The following is a 17,720-nucleotide window of genomic DNA, read 5'->3' as shown; positions in this document are numbered from 1 at the left end:
TTGTTCCCCTTAACGTTTATGAATGGCGAAACTGGCGGCGTAGGCGGCAGGGTCGCTGCCGTTCCAGGTGTTTCCATCCATCAGGGTGCTGGTGCGCATTGGGCTGGCTGGCACAGAAATGTTGCCCACGGCGGTGGCGGCTTGCTGATAGATGTCGATGCGGTTGATGCGTTTGGCGACGGCGAGATAATCCGGGTCTTTATCGAGCAGACCCCAGCGGCGGTGTTGAGTCAGGAACCACATGCCGTCGGAAAGCCACGGGAATGTCACTTCGCCGTCGCGGAAGAAGTGCATGGCGTGGTCGTCCTGCCATTTTTTGCCGATACCGTTGTCGTATTGCCCGAGCATGCGTCCGGTCAGGAAATCGGCTTTGGTGTTCAGATAAGCGCGTCCGGCAAGCACATTGGCGGTTTCGCGGCGGTTGTCGTCGCTGGCATCAATCCAGCGCGATGCCTCAAGAATGGCCGCCACTAATGCGCGAGCGGTGTTTGGGTTTTGTTCGACCCACGCACTGCGCGTACCGAGGATTTTCTCAGGATGATCCGGCCAGATGGATTGCGACGTTGCGGCGGTAAAGCCGATGCCGTCGCTAATGGCACGTTGGTTCCACGGCTCGCCCACGCAGAAACCCTGCATGTTGCCGATACGCATGTTCATCACCATTTGCGGCGGCGGAACTACCACAGTGCGCACGTCGGTAAACGGGTTGATTTCTGCCTGCGCCAGCCAGTAATAAAGCCACATCGCGTGGGTGCCAGTCGGGAAGGTATGAGCGAAGGTGAAGCTGCCCGGCTCTTTGCTGGCGACTAACTTCTTCAGGCTTTGCCCGTCGGTGACGCCCTGCTTCGCCAAATCGCTCGAGAGGGAAATCGCCTGGCCGTTGTTGTTAAGCGTCATCAAGTTCGCCATTGGCTCTTGTTTTCCGGCGATACCCATTTCCAGCCCGTAGACCAGGCCGTATAAAACATGGGCGGCGTCGAGTTCACCGGAAACCATTTTGTCGCGTACCGCGGCCCAGCTCGCCTCTTTGCTCGGCACAATGGAGATGCCGTATTTTTTGTCGAAGCCTTTGACAGCCGCCATCACGACCGAGGCGCAGTCGGTGAGCGGGATAAAACCGACTTTCACTGTGGTTTGTTCCGGTTTGTCGCTCCCCGCCGCCCATACGGAATTCATCATGCCTGGCAGCAAATACGCACCGCCTAGTGCCGCACCCGCCTGTAAAAATCGACGGCGCGAAAGGGTTATGGTTTTGTGGCTCATCGGCTTCTTCCTGATAAAAAGGTAAAAAAAAGCGCCCAACAATGTGGGTCAGCACATTGAAGGACGCCTTTGTCCAACCGGAACCACACCGCCATTGGCGCGATTCAGGTCAAAGTAATTTTCATAATGAGTGTTGCAACTCGCGTGCCAGATTCAAGAGCACACCTTTAAACCCTTTAGATTTCGTGGTGCAGGAAGGCGGCAAACTTACGAATCCTCAGGAGCTTACTAAAGTAAGTGACTGAGGTGAGTGAGTGAAGCCAACGCATCTGCAACGTGAAAGATGAAGGGTTTTGCACTGTGAAAAGGCAGTTTACGCCCACTGTTTGTGCAGCTACCCCCTTGTGGGTATCTGCCAGATATCCGCCACAGACACCATCGCGCTGGCGACATCCACCATGCGCTTGTTCTGGTTCATTGCCATCTTGCGCAGGGTTTGCCACGCCTGTTCTTCGCTGTAACCCTGATGGCGAATGAGTAGCGCTTTGGCCTGGTCGATCACTTTGCGCTCCTCAAGCGTTGCTTTGAGCGAGGCTAATTGTTGCGCCATGGCTTCGAGTTGCTGTGCCTGTTGGCGCACTAGCGGCAAGAGGTGGCGGTCAAAATAACGGTCGGTATCATGACGGCCATGGCCTGCCACCCAACGGGCAATTTCACTCTCACCGGGTTCTGTTTGCTGCAAAACCTGCCCGAGCGCCTGTTGCGCCTGCGCCATCACGGCTTCAATCAGCGCATCTTCGACTTCTTTCAGAGCATCAATTCGCGTCGTTAATAACGCAAACCAGCGCAGCGCACGCTGCGGTTCATCGGCAGTTGGCAGCCGGGTGCAGGCGATTCGCCGGAGTTGTTCGGTTTCGCGGCACGGTTCCGCGCAGGTGAGAAATTGCTGGCGCAGTGGCATATCGACCATGCTGCAAAAGGCGTCAAAACAGTGCTGCTGGCTGTCGATTCTATCGACCAGTTGCTGGCGCAAGGTGTCGCTAAATTCTCCCTGCATGAAACCGAGCGCGCCAATCGCCCGCTCCTGCCCCGCCAGTTCTTTCCCCTGCATAAAACTGAACAATGCCGCCAGCGCTCGCGCCACACCGGTGTCATCCACCACGTTGCTGGTTTCAGGAACAATGCTCAACAAATGACGCAGCGTGATATTAAACTGCTCCATCGCATTCAGCGGTTGAATCTGTTGGGCGGTAATTTGTGTTCGCAGCTTGGGCAGTTGCTCCAGATAATGCAGCGCGCACGCGAGGCTTACAAACAATGCGCTTCCCGGCAGGTAATCCGGTTCGGCGATGGCCTGGCGCAAAAGGGCTAATTCGTTATCCACTTCCTGAATGCAAAGCACGCGTTCAGCGGCAAATAATCGGCCCTGTGAACACAGCCAGATGTTGGAAGCCCCGCGTTCGCGTTGTAGCATGTGGGCGAGTCTGGCGATGCAGCCTGTAAGTTCACCGATTTGCAGAATATCCTGCAATTGCTCACGCCCGCGGTTTCGGGCCGCCATTAAAAAGTCACGAGCGGTAGGGTTCACGGCGACGGTAGCCTTCATAAAATACTCCTGAGCGGCAACGGATAATGGTGAGAAGCAAAAGTCGTGCCGTCGGGTGACAAGGAGAACAAATGCAAAAGATTGTGATTATTGCCAACGGCGCGGCTTACGGCAGCGAATCGTTGTTTAACAGCCTGCGTCTGGCTATTGCGCTATGCGATCAACAACCGCAGCCGGAAGTGAAATTGTTTTTGATGTCTGACGCAGTCACCGCTGGCCTACGCGGACAGAAACCCGCTGAGGGTTATAACATTCAGCAAATGCTGGAGATTTTGACCGCGCAGAATGTGCCGGTGAAATTATGCAAGACCTGCACGGATGGGCGCGGTATTACTGATTTACCGTTGGTGGATGGCGTTGAGATTGGCACTTTGGTTGAGCTGGCGGAGTGGACGTTGAGTGCGGATAAAGTGTTAACGTTCTGACACCAAATTTAATGATGACCACAGGCTAATTTTCCGCATAAAAATTCACCAGCTGAATGGTTTCAGGTGCATCTACACTAAAGTTGATTCGTTACAGCATTTTTTGATCAAAGTCAGGATTTGTGACGCCGGGGTCTGGTGTTATGCATGAAGTGTGATTTGTGAACAACGTCACTGATTGCCAGCAAAACTAGCGGCACGGATGTCTAACTTTGATGTGATAGCGGAGTAAAAAAATGCCAGTAGTGAAAGCCAGTCTGCATCTTTTCGGCGGTGATACCGTGGTGGTTCACTGTTCAAATAAAAGCCATATTCATTTGATGAGCGACAACAGTGCTACGGGCAAACCCGAGGCCGATATTCTGAGTGTGGAAGATAAGCAGTCTGCTTATTTGACGGTGCCGTACAGCGGAAAATGGAAAGTGTTGATTGATAGCCACAGCAAATCGCTCGAGCATTCAATTAGTTATGTCGCTGCATAAATGCAACATGGCGGCGCTTATTGATAAGCGCCGCCATGAAATTTTAAGCAAATCGTGTTTGTAAATCGCCTTCATCACCCTTCGGCTGTAGCCAGTCTCTGACTTTATTCACCAGTTCATCCAGGCAATCGTCATGCATCCCACGCTTTAGCAACTCTTGCTCGAGGGAGAAAAGATATTGTGCGTTGGTGCCCAGCGGGCCTTTGGCGGCGGCAATAAGCGGCGCGATAATTTCAGCGCGTGTATCGGCTTCGTAAAGCGGATGGCGCGGGTCCATGATAAACACCAGCGCATTCACCACTCGCCCGTCGTCCAGTTCGAGTTTGCACCAGGTCGGCAAGTAGCAGCCGGTGATCATTTCACGCTTCCACACCAGAGTGAGTTCATCTTCAAGTATGGCTTCAGGCAGGCGGTAAGCCAGGCCTGTGGTGCGCCCGCCTTCTTTGAGCGCCAGCATGCGTCCAGGCTGGCAAGCCGTTCCGCGCCCGGCAGTTAAACGCAGGCAAAAAGCCCGGTGCCAGCCGACCAGCGTTCCTGGTGCTGACTCTTCATGTTCAAAAGCCGGGTTCCACATCAGGGAACCATAGCCGAAAATCCATACGGGGCTGTTATCGGGACGGCAAGCGAGCGTCGCGGCGAGAGATGCCGAGCGCTGCTCAGGAGTCCACAACAACGATTCCTCAATGGAACCAAAAGCTGTCTTACAATCCGCTTTCATTAAGAAATCACGCGTTAACACCATACACCTCCGCCACTGCATACTTCCGTGTGATTACGTCAGATGCGCCTTCCAGGCTTTTGACTTTTATAACCCTCATTCTTCAATCCACAGGGGTGTTGGCGCTCTCGCTTACCCGAATCACTTACTCAAGTAAGCTCATCGGGATAAGCTCCTTTGCCGCCTACCTGTGAATCGAATTATGAAGGTTATTTATAGAGCAACATATCTGTGAACATAAGCAATTAGCGGGACGCTGACAAGTTTGATGACGATCACAAAACAACAAAAATGTCATATTAACTTGCCATACTGATGTGTGCTGCGGCGTTTGAATATGGATATCAATACATTATGTAAGGTTTACTTTTTCTTGTGCCATTTGTCGTCGTCCCCTTTTTGATAACCATGTTTCACCGCAGCCCAGGCGACTTTATGGGCCGTTTCCTCGCGGCTGGCATCATCCCGGCGATCGTCTTTGTCTTTATACTCGTCCCAGGCGCTGTTAAATGCCTCTTTATAGATATCCTGGGCGTGGGCGGGAAGAACGTTTTGAACATTTTCAGGGAGGTCATTTCGGCTGTTGTAGGGCATGGTGTCATCCTCAGTTGAGTAAAACTAAAGTGTGAGACAGCATGGTTGATCCTGCCAGAAAATATCGATAATTGCTTTTACACCAATCCTATCCACATGTTTTTCATTGTTTAAAATCAGTAAACATCGACTTTCATACATCAGAAATACTATAGCTATATAAGCGGTAAAACTGAGTAAATTTTATTAAAAAATGTCCATTGTTTGCTATTTTAACGAGGCTTTAATGTCCGACTATAATAATTAAATTGCTTAATCCCTGTGCAACTGGAGACGTATTTTGACCAAAACACAACATGAGGCGGTGAAAACCCGTCATAAGGAGAGTTCCCTCATTTTCCCGGTATTAGCGCTGGTCGTACTGGTGATGTGGGGAGGAAGCCAGTCTTTACCGGCGGTGATAGGGATCAATATTCTGGCCCTGGTGGGCATCTTAAGTAGTGCTTTTAGCGTGGTTCGTCATGCTGACGTGCTCGCGCATCGTTTAGGCGAACCCTATGGTTCCCTGATTCTTAGTCTTTCGGTGGTTATTCTCGAAGTTAGTCTCATTTCTGCATTGATGGCGACCGGCGATGCCGCGCCGACGCTGATGCGCGACACACTCTATTCCATCATTATGATTGTGACGGGGGGTCTGGTCGGTTTCTCACTTCTGCTGGGCGGAAACAAATTCGCTACGCAATATATGAACCTGTTTGGCATCAAGCAGTATTTGATTGCCCTGTTCCCGCTTGCCGTGATTGTGTTGGTGCTACCGACAGCGCTTCCTGAAGGCAACTTTAGTACCGGCCAGGCGTTGATGGCGGCGGCTATTTCGGCGGCGATGTATGGCGTGTTCTTGTTGATTCAGACCAAAACGCACCAGAGTTTGTTCGTTTATGAGCATGAAGATGAGTCTGACGACGATGACCCGCATCATGGTAAACCGTCGGCGCACAGCAGCACCTGGCACGCTATCTGGCTGGTTGTGCATCTGATTGCGGTGATTGCCGTAACGAAGATGAATGCAGTACCCCTTGAGTCTTTGCTGAATACTCTGAATGCCCCAGCGCAGTTCACGGGTTTCCTGATCGCATTACTGATTCTCTCGCCGGAAGGTTTGGGAGCGTTAAAAGCGGTATTGAGCAACCAGGTGCAACGTGCGATGAACCTGTTCTTTGGTTCAGTGCTGGCGACGATTTCACTGACGGTTCCAGCCGTGACGCTGATTGCGATGCTGACCGGTAATGACCTGACGTTTGGTTTAGGAATGCCGGAATTGGTGGTGATGCTGACGTCACTGGTGCTGTGCCAGATTTCGTTCTCGACCGGGCGAACTAACGTGCTGAATGGGACGGCACACCTTGCGTTGTTTGCCGCTTATTTGATGACGATATTTGCCTGATATTTCCCCTCACCCCGGCCCTCTCCCCCAGGAGAGGGAGAAAACCGGATAATCCCCTCTCATATAGACGATGGAGAAAACCGGACAGTCCCCTCTCCCGTGGACGATGGAGAAAACCGGACAGTCCCCTCTCCCGTGGACGATGGAGAAAACCGGACAATCCCCTCTCCCGTGGACGATGGAGAAAATCGGACAATCCCCTCTCCTTTGGGAGAGGGTTAGGGTGAGGGGTTTTAAATATTACTTGCTGGTATCCAGTGGCTCGAAGTTCTTCACCAGATCGTCAATCGCCTTAATCTGCTTCAGGAACGGCTCAAGTTTCGCCAGCGGCAGCGCTGATGGGCCATCACAACGTGCGTTGTCCGGGTCCGGGTGCGCTTCGATAAACAGGCCAGCCAGGCCAGTCGCCATACCGGCACGAGCCAGTTCAGTAACCTGCGCACGACGGCCGCCCGAAGCTGAGCCAAACGGGTCGCGGCATTGCAGCGCGTGAGTCACGTCGAAGATCACCGGGGAACCGTTGGAAACCTGCTTCATGACGCTGAAGCCCAGCATATCAACCACTAAGTTGTCATAACCGAAGTTTGCGCCACGGTCACACAGGATGATCTGGTCGTTGCCACCTTCATGGAATTTATCAACGATGTTACCCATTTGACCAGGGCTGACGAACTGAGGTTTCTTAACGTTGATCACCGCGCCAGTTTTCGCCATCGCTTCAACAAGATCGGTCTGACGAGCCAGGAATGCTGGCAGCTGAATCACATCAACCACTTCCGCAACCGGCTGCGCCTGGCTTGCTTCATGAACGTCAGTGATGATTTTCACACCGAAGGTTTGCTTCAGTTCCTGGAAAATCTTCATCCCTTCTTCCAGGCCTGGGCCACGGTAAGAGTTGATGGATGAACGGTTGGCTTTATCGAAAGAGGCTTTGAAGACGTATGGGATACCCAGTTTCTGAGTGACGGTGACGTAATGCTCACAAATGCGCATGGCCAGATCGCGTGATTCCAGCACGTTCATGCCACCAAACAGCACAAATGGCAGGTCGTTTGCGACCTTGATGTCACCAATCTTAACTACTTTTTGTTCCATCTTTATCTCGCCTTGTTGGGAAACATGTAAAAATTTGGCATCAGTGCAGAGTGACCTGTTTTTGCGAAATAGTGTTTATTTGCGCTTTGATCATCTCGCTAATCGGGTCTTCCGGGCACTGTTCAACAAAATAGCTGAGGTCAGTCAGAGCCACATGTTCGCAATCGAGCTGGGCATAAATCAAACCACGATCGCGGATTTCATACGGATCTTCCGGGTTAAACTGAAGCAGAACCTGGCTGGCACGCAATGCCAGTTCCATTTGACGCTCTTCCATCAATGCAGATTTCAGGGTGTCGAGTAACTTACGCACCACTTCTGCGTTGTCGGCTTCATCTAAATCTTCATCGAACAGTTCGGCGGTTGGCCCAACGTTGCCTTTCAGCCACACTTCCAGCGTGTGTTCGTTGAGTGTGTCACCGTTAAACGGGTTGATAAGCCACATTTCACCGTCCATCCAGTCGCCGCGTAAAATCAGCTGCGTCGGGAAAATGACCGGATTTAAGGGAATATCCAGGCGTTCGGCAATCCACAACAGAATCGCGCCCAATGACACCGCACTGCCCTGGCGTTTTGCCAGCACTTTATCGAGCCATAATGCGTCAGATAAACGGTATACGCCGCTGGCGTCTTTAAAACCCCAGGTGCCATAAAACAGTTCGATTAATTTTTCGAGTTGCACATCCTGGTGAAGACCTTCGCAGATCTCTTCACGCGCCTGACGTGCCAGGCTTTCGAGTTGTGCACGCACTTCTTGCGCCGGGAAATCATCACGGATCAGCTGCGAGACTAAAACCATGCCCTCGCACAACGGCGCCTGATTGAATTCAAAATCGGCTAACGACCTCATGACTTACCCCAGTAATGGTATTTTTGTGGTGGCGAGTTTAATGATGATGTAGAGCACCACCAGGGCCAACAAAAAGGCGAACCACCGAATCTGCTGGCTGCGCGGGCGTTTGCCCAGCACGATAAACCCTAAAACAATATAGATGATAACGCCAAATAGCTTCTCAGTCAGCCATGCACCTTGCGGCGTGAAAGGATAGAAATGCGTAATCATCACTAATGCGACGCCACTGGCGAGCAATAGCGTGTCGTTGACATGCGGCACAATGCGCACCCAGCGCTTGGTTGACATGGCTGAATGACGGTATTGCCACCAATAGCGGACAACGAACAGGCTGATGGAAATGAAGACCGTCAGAATATGCAAATGTTTGAGCGCGAAGTAAGTGGCCATTTTGCTCAGTTCCTTATCTTAAAAATAGCGTCCTGTTGTCAGGCGGTCATTGCCACCGTAATCCTGACAGCTTTGTATCTCGGTATATCCGGCATCTCTAAACAATTCACGCACCTGCGCGGCCTGCTGCCAACCATGCTCAAGCAGTACCCAGCCACCCGGCTCAAGGAAGTTTCGCGCAGACTCGACCAACGTGCGTAAATCGGCTAAACCGTGGTTTTCAGCCACCAACGCGCTGCGTGGTTCAAAACGCACATCACCCTGAGACAAATGCGGATCTTGCTCATCGATATATGGCGGGTTGCTGACGATGACGGCAAAACGTCGTGTATTGAGCGCACTAAACCAATTGCTTTGCAAGACCTCAACATTGGTAATTCCGAGGCGACTCGCATTATCGCGCGCTAGTTCGACGGCTTCAGGGATAAGGTCGAGTGCCGTCACGGAACAATCCGGGCGCTCGCTGGCAATCGCCAGGGCAATCGCCCCTGTTCCGGTGCCTAAATCCAGCACCGAACAAGGCGTTTCGGGCATTCTGGCAAGAGCTTGTTCAACCAGACATTCCGTGTCAGGGCGCGGGATTAACGTCACCGGAGACACGCGCAGCGGCAGCGACCAGAACTCACGCTCGCCAACCAAATGCGCGATCGGCTCGCCCTTCACACGCCGCGCCAGCAACACTTCTAATTGCTGCTGTTGTTCAGCTGTCAGCTCGGTTTCACCGAAGGCCAGAATGAACGTGCGCGCCTTGCCCGTGACAAAACCCAGCAGGATTTCCGCATCGCGACGCGGACTTTCACTTTCCTGAAGCTGGGCGATGGCCTGTTGCAGCCAGTGTTTAAAATCCATTAATCCTGCTCAGACAACGCCGCTAACTGGTCTGCCTGGAATTCCTGCACGATTGGCTCGATAAGCCCGTCGAGCTTGCCTTCCATCACTTCATCAAGACGATATAACGTCACGTTGATGCGGTGATCTGTTACGCGGCCTTGCGGGAAGTTATAGGTACGGTTGCGGTCTGAACGGTCGCCACTACCCAGCAGGTTACGGCGCGTTGACGCTTCTTCTTGCTGGCGCTTTGCCATTTCAGCAGCACGAATACGCGAGCCTAACACCCCAAGTGCTTTGGCTTTGTTTTTGTGCTGGGAACGTTCGTCCTGGCATTCCACGACGATACCGGTCGGCAAGTGGGTAATACGGATGGCAGAGTCGGTGGTGTTAACGTGCTGACCGCCAGCGCCCGAGGAGCGGAAGGTGTCGATGCGCAAATCACCTGGGTTGATATCCGGCAATTCTGCTTCTGGAATTTCTGGCATTACCGCAACGGTACAAGCGGACGTATGAATACGGCCCTGGGATTCAGTGGCTGGCACACGCTGCACGCGATGGCCGCCGGACTCAAATTTAAGACGTCCATAAACGCCATCACCGCTAATTTTAGCGATCACTTCTTTATAGCCGCCGTGTTCGCCTTCGTTGGCGCTGAGGATTTCAACTTTCCAGCGGCGTGCTTCTGCGTAACGACTGTACATGCGGAACAAGTCGCCGGCAAAAATAGCGGCTTCATCGCCACCGGTTCCGGCACGAACTTCCACAAACGCATTACGTTCGTCGTCAGGATCTTTCGGCAGTAACAGCACTTGCAGTTGTTGTTCTAATTCTTCGCTGTCGCTTTTAGCCTGGTTTAATTCTTCTTGCGCCATCTCGCGCATTTCCGGGTCATCAAGCATGCTTTGTGCAGTTTCAATATCTTCCTGAACCTGACGCCATTGCAGGTAGCAACGGGAAACGTCGCTTAGCTGGGCATATTCCCGCGACAACGCGCGGAAACGGTCCTGGTCGGCAATTGTGGAAGCATCACCAAGCAGGGCCTGAACTTCTTCATGGCGCTCTTGCAGGGCTTCTAGTTTGGCAACGATAGAAGACTTCATGGGCGGTGTTTCACCTTGTAATAAGAGTTTATTTGCTAATCCAGCCCGAGGCTGTTGCGCAGAATCTGCAGGCGTTCGTCATCCCCGTCACGGGCAGCCTGCTGGAGAGATTTGGTTGGTGCGTGGATCAGGCGATTGGTTAATTTCCATGCCAGATCCTGAAGAACGGTTTCGGCGTCGCCTCCCTGCTGGAGGGCGGCGAGCGCTTTGGCTGCCAGGTCATCACGCACCTGTTCAGCCTGACTACGATATTCGCGGATGGTTTCTGTGGCGCTTTGGGCGCGCAACCAGGCCATAAATTCGCTGCACTCTTGCGCGACGATAGTTTCCGCTTCAACCGCGGCGGCTTTGCGCTGCGCGAGGTTGCTTTGAATAATCGCCTGTAAATCGTCGACGCTATATAAATAGGCGTTCGCCAGCTTGCCAACTTCGGGTTCGACGTCACGCGGAACGGCGATATCCACCAACAACAGCGGTTGGTTGCGGCGAGCTTTTAGCGCGCGCTCCACCATGCCTTTGCCGATAATCGGCAGCGGGCTGGCGGTGGAACTGATAATAATGTCGGCTTCCTGCAGGCGCGAATCGATTTCGCTGAGGCTTATCACTTCCGCGCCGACTTCATCCGCCAGCACCTGGGCGCGTTCACGCGTACGGTTGGCGATGATCATCTTCTTCACGTTGTGTTCACGCAAATGACGCGCCGCCAGTTCGATAGTTTCACCCGCGCCGACTAACAGCACCGTCACGGTTGATAGAGATTCAAAGATTTGTCGCGCCAGTGTACACGCCGCAAACGCCACGGAAACGGCGCTGGCACCGATGTCGGTTTCGGTTCTGACACGCTTGGCCACGGAGAAGGATTTCTGGAACATGCGTTCCAGTTCGCTGGAATGCGAATGCCCTTTTTGGGAATCAGCGTAGGCTTTTTTGACCTGGCCTAAGATTTGCGGCTCGCCAAGTACCAGGGAATCCAGACCGCTCGCAACACGCATTAAATGCGTTACCGCGTCGTTATCGTGATGCCAGTACAGGCTGTTACGCACTTCTTCTTCGTTGAGGTTGTGGTAGTTACACAGCCAGCGCACCAGTTGTTCGTGCAGGTTTTCCTGTTCTTCAACACTCAGGTACAACTCCGTGCGGTTACACGTTGAAAGCACCACGCCGCCTTGCACCATCGGCTGTTCGAGCAAGCTCTTCAAAGCCTGGTCGAGCGTGTCCGGCGAAAACGTAACACGTTCTCGCAACGAGACTGGAGCTGTTTTGTGGTTGATGCCAAGTGCTAACAGGGTCATTGAGCGGTCTGAGTAATACCGATGTTGATAAGGATTAACTCGGCGCATCATACAGGATGCGGGCATTCAATAAAAGAGAGTCACCCTTGCGGGGTATCACTGCAATTAATGATTTAAGATAACTTGACCGTAGACGACCTGGGCTGGCACCGCTAGCATAAACAGTTAACAACTAAAATTAATGAGAAGGATCCGCCGCCGCTATGTTTATGTCTAAACCCCGTCTGCTGTGCCTTGCGCCACTCGCCAGCCTTGTTTTGACCGCTTGTGTGACCCCGCAGTCCACTGGCCCGGGTAAAAGCCCAACCTCTCCACAATGGTTACAACACCAGCAACAAGTGCAAAAAATCACCCAATATCAAACGCGTGGTGCTTTTGCCTATCTTTCCGATAGCCAAAAAGTGTATGCGCGTTACAACTGGCAGCAAACCACGCCAGACAGCTACCGTTTATTGCTCACCAACCCATTGGGCAGCACCGAGCTTGAACTCAATGCCAAACCGGGCGTGGTGCAACTGACCGACCGTAACGGCAAAAAATACGTTTCTGACAATGCCGAAGAAATGGTCGGCAAACTGACCGGGATGCCGATCCCTTTAAATAGCCTGCGTCAGTGGATTCTTGGCCTGCCAGGTGAAGCCACAGATTACAAACTTGATGACAAATATCGCCTGAGCGAAATCAACTACACCCAGGACGGCAAAAGCTGGAAAGTGGTTTACAGTGATTATGACGACAGCGTGCAACCCGCTTTGCCATCAAACATGGAATTGCGTGAAGGCTCGCAGCGCATCAAACTCAAAATGGATAGCTGGACGGTTAAATAATGAGAAAACGTTGGCCATCACCGGCAAAACTGAACCTTTTTTTGTATATCACCGGGCGTCGTGAAGACGGCTACCATAATTTACAAACTTTATTTCAGTTCCTCGATTATGGCGACACCCTCACCATCGAGCCGAGAAACGATGGTCAAATTCATCTTGAGACGCCCATTGAAGGCGTGCCAAATGAAGAAAATTTAATAGTTCGTGCCGCTCGTTTATTGCAAGACACCGCGCTGCTGATGGGCACTTTGCCCCAAGGTGCCGGGGCGAATATTAGCGTTGAGAAAAAGTTACCGATGGGCGGCGGTTTAGGTGGTGGTTCGTCCAATGCAGCGACGGTTTTAGTCGCCCTCAACCACATCTGGAACACCGGCCTGACTGAAGATCAGCTCGCGGCGATTGGCGTGACATTGGGTGCCGATGTTCCGGTGTTCGTCCGTGGTTTTGCCGCTTTTGCTGAGGGAGTCGGTGAGAAGCTCACGCCGGTTTCGCCACCGGAAAAATGGTATCTGGTGGCGCATCCTGGAGTCAGTATTCCCACTCCGGTCATTTTCCAGGATCCTGAGCTACCACGAAATACCCCGATCAGATCAATTGACACGTTATTAAACTGTGAATTTGGTAATGATTGTGAGGTTATCGCAAGAAAACGTTTTCGTAAGGTTGATGAGCTGCTTTCCTGGCTGTTAGAATACGCGCCGTCGCGCCTGACCGGCACCGGCGCTTGTGTGTTTGCTGAATTTGACACCGAGAACGCTGCCCGCCAGGTGCTTAAGCAAGCCCCGGAATGGCTGCATGGGTTTGTTGCGCGAGGCGTTAATGTCTCCCCGCTGCATCAGGCCATATCCGGGCAAGCTGAGTATTGGTGACAACGTCACCTTGTTTCAGACGTTGCATCAAGCTCTTTATACACCGCCTGGATGGCGCTACCCCGCCCGCATAAGCTGCGGTAGTACCATCCGCCACTGGACGCATGCCTGAGGTTTTTCTCGTGCCTGATATGAAGCTTTTTGCTGGTAACGCCACCCCGGAACTAGCACAACGTATTGCCAACCGCCTGTACACCTCCCTTGGTGACGCCGCCGTCGGTCGTTTTAGCGACGGCGAAGTAAGCGTACAAATCAACGAAAATGTACGCGGTGGTGATATTTTCATCATCCAGTCCACCTGTGCACCAACTAATGACAACCTCATGGAATTGGTTGTTATGGTCGACGCCCTGCGCCGTGCTTCTGCAGGTCGTATCACCGCAGTTATCCCTTACTTTGGTTATGCCCGTCAGGATCGCCGCGTGCGTTCCGCCCGTGTGCCAATCACCGCGAAAGTGGTGGCTGACTTCCTCTCAAGTGTTGGGGTTGACCGTGTTCTTACCGTGGACTTGCACGCAGAACAGATTCAGGGCTTCTTCGATGTTCCTGTAGATAACGTCTTCGGCAGCCCAATCCTGCTGGAAGATATGCTGCAAATCGGCCTGGAAAACCCAATCGTGGTTTCTCCAGATATCGGTGGCGTTGTGCGTGCTCGTGCTATCGCAAAACTGCTCAACGATACCGACATGGCTATCATCGACAAACGTCGTCCTCGCGCTAACGTTTCCCAGGTTATGCATATCATCGGTGATGTTTCTGGCCGTGATTGCGTACTGGTTGACGATATGATCGATACCGGCGGCACTCTGTGCAAAGCAGCTGAAGCGTTGAAAGAACGTGGAGCTAAACGTGTGTTTGCTTACGCAACGCACCCGATTTTCTCTGGCAATGCGGTTCACAACCTGCGTAACTCCGTGATCGACGAAGTTATCGTGTGTGACACCATCCCACTGTCTGACGAAATCAAAGCGCTGCCTAACGTCCGCACCCTGACTCTGTCCGGTATGCTGGCCGAAGCGATTCGCCGTATCAGTAACGAAGAATCAATCTCTGCGATGTTCGAGCACTAATCGAACTCGCTTAAAAAAACCCGCCACGGCGGGTTTTTTCTTTTCTATCACCTGCCAATTTTGACAGTTGATGCGCTCACGGATGGAATCAAAGTGAAAAACGTATCTTCTTCTGTATTACCTTTCCGCGCCCTGGTAGAGGCTTGCTGGCGTGAGAAATACACGGTTTCCCGTTTTAGCCGTGATGCGATTGCCGGTATCACCGTCGGCATTATTGCCATTCCGCTGGCGATGGCGTTGGCGATTGGCAGCGGCGTCGCCCCTCAATACGGCCTCTATACTGCCGCCATTGCCGGGATTGTTATCGCCTTAAGCGGTGGCTCGCGCTTTAGTGTTTCCGGGCCGACGGCGGCATTCGTTGTCATTCTCTACCCGGTAGCTCAGCAATTTGGCCTTGCGGGGTTATTGATTGCCACGCTGATGTCCGGCGTATTCCTTATTCTGTTTGGTCTGGCGCGGTTTGGCCGCCTGATTGAATACATTCCCGTTTCCGTGACGCTCGGTTTTACCTCCGGGATTGGGATTACCATTGCCACCATGCAGGTAAAAGATTTCTTTGGCCTGACGCTCGAACACGTCCCCGAACACTATCTGAATAAAGTCGCGGCGCTGGCGATGGCAATGCCGACCCTTAACTTCGGCGATGCAGCCATTGGCGTGGTGACACTTGCGGTCTTGATGCTGTGGCCGCGCCTGGGCATTCGTTTGCCGGGGCATTTACCGGCGCTGCTGGCGGGCTGTGGAGTGATGGCGGTTGTTCATGCCTTCGGTTTTGATGTGGCGACTATCGGCTCACGGTTCCATTACGTTCTCGCCGACGGCACGCAAGGCAACGGCATCCCGCAGTTATTACCGCAATTAATGCTGCCGTGGAATATCCCCGATTCGAACTTCACGCTAAGTTGGGATTCATTAAGCGCCCTGCTTCCTGCGGCATTTTCGATGGCGATGCTCGGTGCCATTGAATCGCTGCTGTGCGCCGTTGTGCTCGATGGCATGACCGGCACCAAACACAACGCCAATAGCGAACTTATCGGACAGGGTTTCGGGAATATTATTGCGCCATTCTTTGGCGGGATTACCGCCACCGCCGCGATTGCGCGTTCGGCTGCCAACGTGCGCGCTGGAGCGACATCGCCAATAGCCGCAGTGATTCACTCCCTGTTGGTGATTATGGCTTTGCTGGTATTGGCGCCGCTGCTCTCATGGCTGCCGCTTTCTGCCATGGCCGCCCTGCTGCTGATGGTGGCGTGGAATATGAGCGAGGCGCACAAAGTGGTGAAGTTACTGCGCCACGCGCCGAAAGACGACATCATCGTGATGCTTATCTGTATGTCGCTGACGGTGCTGTTCGATATGGTGATTGCAATTAGCGTCGGGATCGTTCTGGCCTCCTTGCTGTTTATGCGCCGCATCGCTCGCATGACGCGTCTCGCCCCGGTCAATGTTCCCACTCCTGACGGTGTTCTGGCTTTACGCGTCACCGGCCCACTGTTTTTTGCCGCCGCTGAAGGGCTGTTCAATGACCTCAGCCAACGCATTGAACAAAACCATCTGATTATTCTGCAATGGGACGCCGTACCGGTTCTCGATGCGGGTGGTCTGGAGGCGTTTCAACGCTTTGTGGAAAAACTGCCGGAAGGTTGCGAATTGCGGGTCACTAATCTGGAATTTCAGCCGCTAAAAACCCTGGCGCGTGCGCGTGTGCAACCCATTCCGGGTCGCCTGGCTTTCTATCCTGATGTCCAGGCCGCGCTGGTCGGGTAATTTTTTGCCAAAAAAAAACGGTTCTGAGAAGAACCGTTTTTCACTTCTGAACGAGGTTAACCGTGTTTACGGTTATCGTCACGACGACAACGTTTATCAAAGTGGCGTACCCACCAATAACGGTCACCGACTTGTTCGTGCCCGCCTACGCGCGCACCAGCCAGCCAAAGTACCGCACCAACAAATATGCTCAACACAGCACCGTGGGCGAAATATTGCGGAAAGTTGAATTGAGGGAGCTGGTTTAAAATAGAGTAACCAACACCACCCACCATAACGACAAGCCCCAAGCCCATGAAAATGTTACCGAGTAATGAAGCGTTTTTGCGTTTCATGTGTCACCTCCGGGTGTTCCTGGGTCGGCGGGGGAAATCCCCATTCCTTGTGTGTAAAGTATAGACAACACCGCTTCGGATTATGTGCGTCAGCGATCACAATTACGAATGAAAGGACTACAAATATTTACAAATAAGCCGCTGAATAGCATGAAATTCTAATGGTTCACACGCTGAATTATTCAACTATTGAATGGGTAATGCATTGCTTCTTTGTCATCGCGCCGGGAGCGCAGTAAACTACGCGGCTCTGGTCTGTTTTCAGGATATTAAACGTGAGTATTAAATTAATTGTTGGCCTGGCAAACCCAGGCGCGGAATATGCGGCAACTCGCCACAACGCAGGAGCCTGGTATGTGGATTTGCTGGCGCAGCGCCATAATCAGTCGCTCAAAGAAGAAAGCAAATTCTTCGGTTATACCGCGCGCATAAACCTTGCCGGGGAAGATGTTCGCCTGCTGGTGCCAACCACGTTTATGAACCTCAGCGGTAAAGCGGTCGGCGCGATGGCGACGTTTTTCCGCATTGCACCCGATGAAATTCTCGTCGCACATGACGAATTAGACCTGCCGCCAGGTGTGGCAAAATTCAAACTCGGCGGCGGCCACGGCGGGCATAATGGCCTGAAAGATATCATCAGCAAATTGGGCAATAACCCCAACTTTCACCGCTTACGTGTCGGAATCGGCCATCCGGGCGATAAAAACAAAGTTGTCGGCTTTGTGCTGGGCAAACCTCCCCTTAGCGAACAGAAGCTGATTGACGATGCGGTAGACGAAGCGGCACGTTGCACCGAAGTCTGGCTGAAAGAAGGCCTGACCAAAGCGACTAATCGCCTGCACGCTTTTAAGGCGCAATAACGCCTGGGCGGCGGTCAGC

General features: G+C 52.6%; 19 protein-coding genes. 8 read left to right on the top strand and 11 right to left on the bottom strand.

The annotated features are described in order from the left end of the window. Nucleotides 1-9: 9 nt before the first annotated feature. Entirely contained in the window at nt 10-1,263 is a 1,254-nt protein-coding gene (locus tag D6029_RS04690; protein WP_120063644.1) for a CmpA/NrtA family ABC transporter substrate-binding protein, read from the bottom strand. 334 nt (nt 1,264-1,597) lie between these two features. Continuing rightward, a complete protein-coding gene (locus D6029_RS04685; RefSeq protein WP_120063643.1) occupies nt 1,598-2,809 on the bottom strand; it encodes a nitrate regulatory protein in 1,212 nt (403 codons plus the stop codon). A gap of 71 nt (nt 2,810-2,880) precedes the next feature. On the opposite strand from D6029_RS04685, the gene D6029_RS04680 reads away from it, so the two are divergent. Further along, a complete protein-coding gene (locus D6029_RS04680) occupies nt 2,881-3,234 on the top strand; it encodes a DsrE/DsrF/TusD sulfur relay family protein (protein ID WP_120063642.1) in 354 nt (117 codons plus the stop codon). A gap of 236 nt (nt 3,235-3,470) precedes the next feature. Beyond that, nucleotides 3,471-3,716, top strand: coding sequence for a DUF1883 domain-containing protein (locus D6029_RS04675; protein WP_120063641.1), 246 nt, complete (start codon nt 3,471-3,473; stop codon nt 3,714-3,716). A 43-nt stretch (nt 3,717-3,759) separates the two neighbouring features. Here D6029_RS04675 and D6029_RS04670 read toward each other — a convergent pair whose 3' ends face one another. Both D6029_RS04670 and chaB read right to left on the bottom strand, forming a co-directional pair. Further along, nucleotides 3,760-4,455: a gamma-glutamylcyclotransferase gene (locus tag D6029_RS04670; RefSeq protein WP_147365221.1), complete on the bottom strand. Its 696-nt coding sequence runs from the start codon at nt 4,453-4,455 to the stop codon at nt 3,760-3,762. A gap of 342 nt (nt 4,456-4,797) precedes the next feature. Further along, nucleotides 4,798-5,028, bottom strand: coding sequence for a putative cation transport regulator ChaB (chaB, locus tag D6029_RS04665; RefSeq protein ID WP_120063639.1), 231 nt, complete (start codon nt 5,026-5,028; stop codon nt 4,798-4,800). 280 nt (nt 5,029-5,308) lie between these two features. On the opposite strand from chaB, the gene chaA reads away from it, so the two are divergent. Beyond that, nucleotides 5,309-6,412 (top strand): sodium-potassium/proton antiporter ChaA, encoded by a 1,104-nt coding sequence (gene chaA / locus D6029_RS04660; RefSeq protein ID WP_120063638.1) that lies wholly within the window; start codon nt 5,309-5,311, stop codon nt 6,410-6,412. A gap of 240 nt (nt 6,413-6,652) precedes the next feature. On the opposite strand, the gene kdsA is transcribed toward chaA, so the two are convergent. From kdsA to hemA, 6 genes are read right to left on the bottom strand one after another with little or no spacing between them, the layout of a single operon-like run. Next, nucleotides 6,653-7,507, bottom strand: a complete 855-nt coding sequence (gene kdsA, locus D6029_RS04655; RefSeq protein WP_120063637.1) for a 3-deoxy-8-phosphooctulonate synthase — start codon at nt 7,505-7,507, stop codon at nt 6,653-6,655. A gap of 40 nt (nt 7,508-7,547) precedes the next feature. Then, nucleotides 7,548-8,357 (bottom strand): invasion regulator SirB1, encoded by an 810-nt coding sequence (gene sirB1, locus D6029_RS04650; RefSeq protein WP_120063636.1) that lies wholly within the window; start codon nt 8,355-8,357, stop codon nt 7,548-7,550. 3 nt (nt 8,358-8,360) lie between these two features. Next, entirely contained in the window at nt 8,361-8,750 is a 390-nt protein-coding gene (locus tag D6029_RS04645; RefSeq protein ID WP_120063635.1) for a SirB2 family protein, read from the bottom strand. Nucleotides 8,751-8,768: 18 nt separating this feature from the next. Further along, a complete protein-coding gene (prmC, locus tag D6029_RS04640; RefSeq protein WP_120063634.1) occupies nt 8,769-9,599 on the bottom strand; it encodes a peptide chain release factor N(5)-glutamine methyltransferase in 831 nt (276 codons plus the stop codon). After that, nucleotides 9,599-10,681: a peptide chain release factor 1 gene (gene prfA, locus D6029_RS04635; RefSeq protein ID WP_120063633.1), complete on the bottom strand. Its 1,083-nt coding sequence runs from the start codon at nt 10,679-10,681 to the stop codon at nt 9,599-9,601. The genes prmC and prfA overlap by 1 nt, the downstream gene beginning before the upstream one ends. Before the next feature lie 35 nt (nt 10,682-10,716). Further along, complete coding sequence (gene hemA, locus D6029_RS04630) at nt 10,717-11,973, bottom strand: glutamyl-tRNA reductase (RefSeq protein WP_120063632.1); 1,257 nt, start codon at nt 11,971-11,973, stop codon at nt 10,717-10,719. 203 nt (nt 11,974-12,176) lie between these two features. Between hemA and lolB the strand changes: the two genes are divergently transcribed. The 4 genes from lolB to dauA all read left to right on the top strand — a co-directional run bounded on the left by lolB (nt 12,177) and on the right by dauA (nt 16,506). After that, nucleotides 12,177-12,800, top strand: coding sequence for a lipoprotein insertase outer membrane protein LolB (lolB, locus tag D6029_RS04625; protein ID WP_120063631.1), 624 nt, complete (start codon nt 12,177-12,179; stop codon nt 12,798-12,800). After that, entirely contained in the window at nt 12,800-13,669 is an 870-nt protein-coding gene (ispE, locus tag D6029_RS04620; RefSeq protein WP_120063630.1) for a 4-(cytidine 5'-diphospho)-2-C-methyl-D-erythritol kinase, read from the top strand. Before lolB ends, ispE begins: the two co-directional genes overlap by 1 nt. A gap of 122 nt (nt 13,670-13,791) precedes the next feature. Next, nucleotides 13,792-14,739: a ribose-phosphate diphosphokinase gene (gene prs / locus D6029_RS04615; protein WP_008454180.1), complete on the top strand. Its 948-nt coding sequence runs from the start codon at nt 13,792-13,794 to the stop codon at nt 14,737-14,739. 93 nt (nt 14,740-14,832) lie between these two features. Next, on the top strand, nt 14,833-16,506 hold the full coding sequence (gene dauA, locus D6029_RS04610) for a C4-dicarboxylic acid transporter DauA (RefSeq protein ID WP_120063629.1): 1,674 nt from the start codon (nt 14,833-14,835) through the stop codon (nt 16,504-16,506). Nucleotides 16,507-16,562: 56 nt separating this feature from the next. On the opposite strand, the gene ychH is transcribed toward dauA, so the two are convergent. Then, nucleotides 16,563-16,841 (bottom strand): stress-induced protein YchH, encoded by a 279-nt coding sequence (gene ychH / locus D6029_RS04605; RefSeq protein ID WP_120063628.1) that lies wholly within the window; start codon nt 16,839-16,841, stop codon nt 16,563-16,565. Nucleotides 16,842-17,116: 275 nt separating this feature from the next. Between ychH and pth the strand changes: the two genes are divergently transcribed. Continuing rightward, complete coding sequence (pth, locus tag D6029_RS04600; protein WP_064547411.1) at nt 17,117-17,701, top strand: aminoacyl-tRNA hydrolase; 585 nt, start codon at nt 17,117-17,119, stop codon at nt 17,699-17,701. Nucleotides 17,702-17,720 lie beyond the last annotated feature (19 nt).

It is taken from the genome of Buttiauxella izardii, from assembly GCF_003601925.1.
GTDB lineage: Bacteria > Pseudomonadota > Gammaproteobacteria > Enterobacterales > Enterobacteriaceae > Buttiauxella > Buttiauxella izardii.
Note: the sequence above shows the minus strand (reverse complement) of the source record. Positions and strands in the feature narration are given on the sequence as shown.

Bases quoted from the DNA above. Each gene is read 5' to 3' on its own strand.
- D6029_RS04690 (WP_120063644.1), bottom strand. From the start codon at position 1,263: ATGAGCCACAAAACCATAACCCTTTCGCGCCGTCGATTTTTACAGGCG.
- D6029_RS04685 (WP_120063643.1), bottom strand. From the start codon at position 2,809: ATGAAGGCTACCGTCGCCGTGAACCCTACCGCTCGTGACTTTTTAATG.
- D6029_RS04680 (WP_120063642.1), top strand. From the start codon at position 2,881: ATGCAAAAGATTGTGATTATTGCCAACGGCGCGGCTTACGGCAGCGAA.
- D6029_RS04675 (WP_120063641.1), top strand. From the start codon at position 3,471: ATGCCAGTAGTGAAAGCCAGTCTGCATCTTTTCGGCGGTGATACCGTG.
- chaB (WP_120063639.1), bottom strand. From the start codon at position 5,028: ATGCCCTACAACAGCCGAAATGACCTCCCTGAAAATGTTCAAAACGTT.
- kdsA (WP_120063637.1), bottom strand. From the start codon at position 7,507: ATGGAACAAAAAGTAGTTAAGATTGGTGACATCAAGGTCGCAAACGAC.
- sirB1 (WP_120063636.1), bottom strand. From the start codon at position 8,357: ATGAGGTCGTTAGCCGATTTTGAATTCAATCAGGCGCCGTTGTGCGAG.
- D6029_RS04645 (WP_120063635.1), bottom strand. From the start codon at position 8,750: ATGGCCACTTACTTCGCGCTCAAACATTTGCATATTCTGACGGTCTTC.
- prmC (WP_120063634.1), bottom strand. From the start codon at position 9,599: ATGGATTTTAAACACTGGCTGCAACAGGCCATCGCCCAGCTTCAGGAA.
- prfA (WP_120063633.1), bottom strand. From the start codon at position 10,681: ATGAAGTCTTCTATCGTTGCCAAACTAGAAGCCCTGCAAGAGCGCCAT.
- hemA (WP_120063632.1), bottom strand. From the start codon at position 11,973: ATGACCCTGTTAGCACTTGGCATCAACCACAAAACAGCTCCAGTCTCG.
- lolB (WP_120063631.1), top strand. From the start codon at position 12,177: ATGTTTATGTCTAAACCCCGTCTGCTGTGCCTTGCGCCACTCGCCAGC.
- ispE (WP_120063630.1), top strand. From the start codon at position 12,800: ATGAGAAAACGTTGGCCATCACCGGCAAAACTGAACCTTTTTTTGTAT.
- ychH (WP_120063628.1), bottom strand. From the start codon at position 16,841: ATGAAACGCAAAAACGCTTCATTACTCGGTAACATTTTCATGGGCTTG.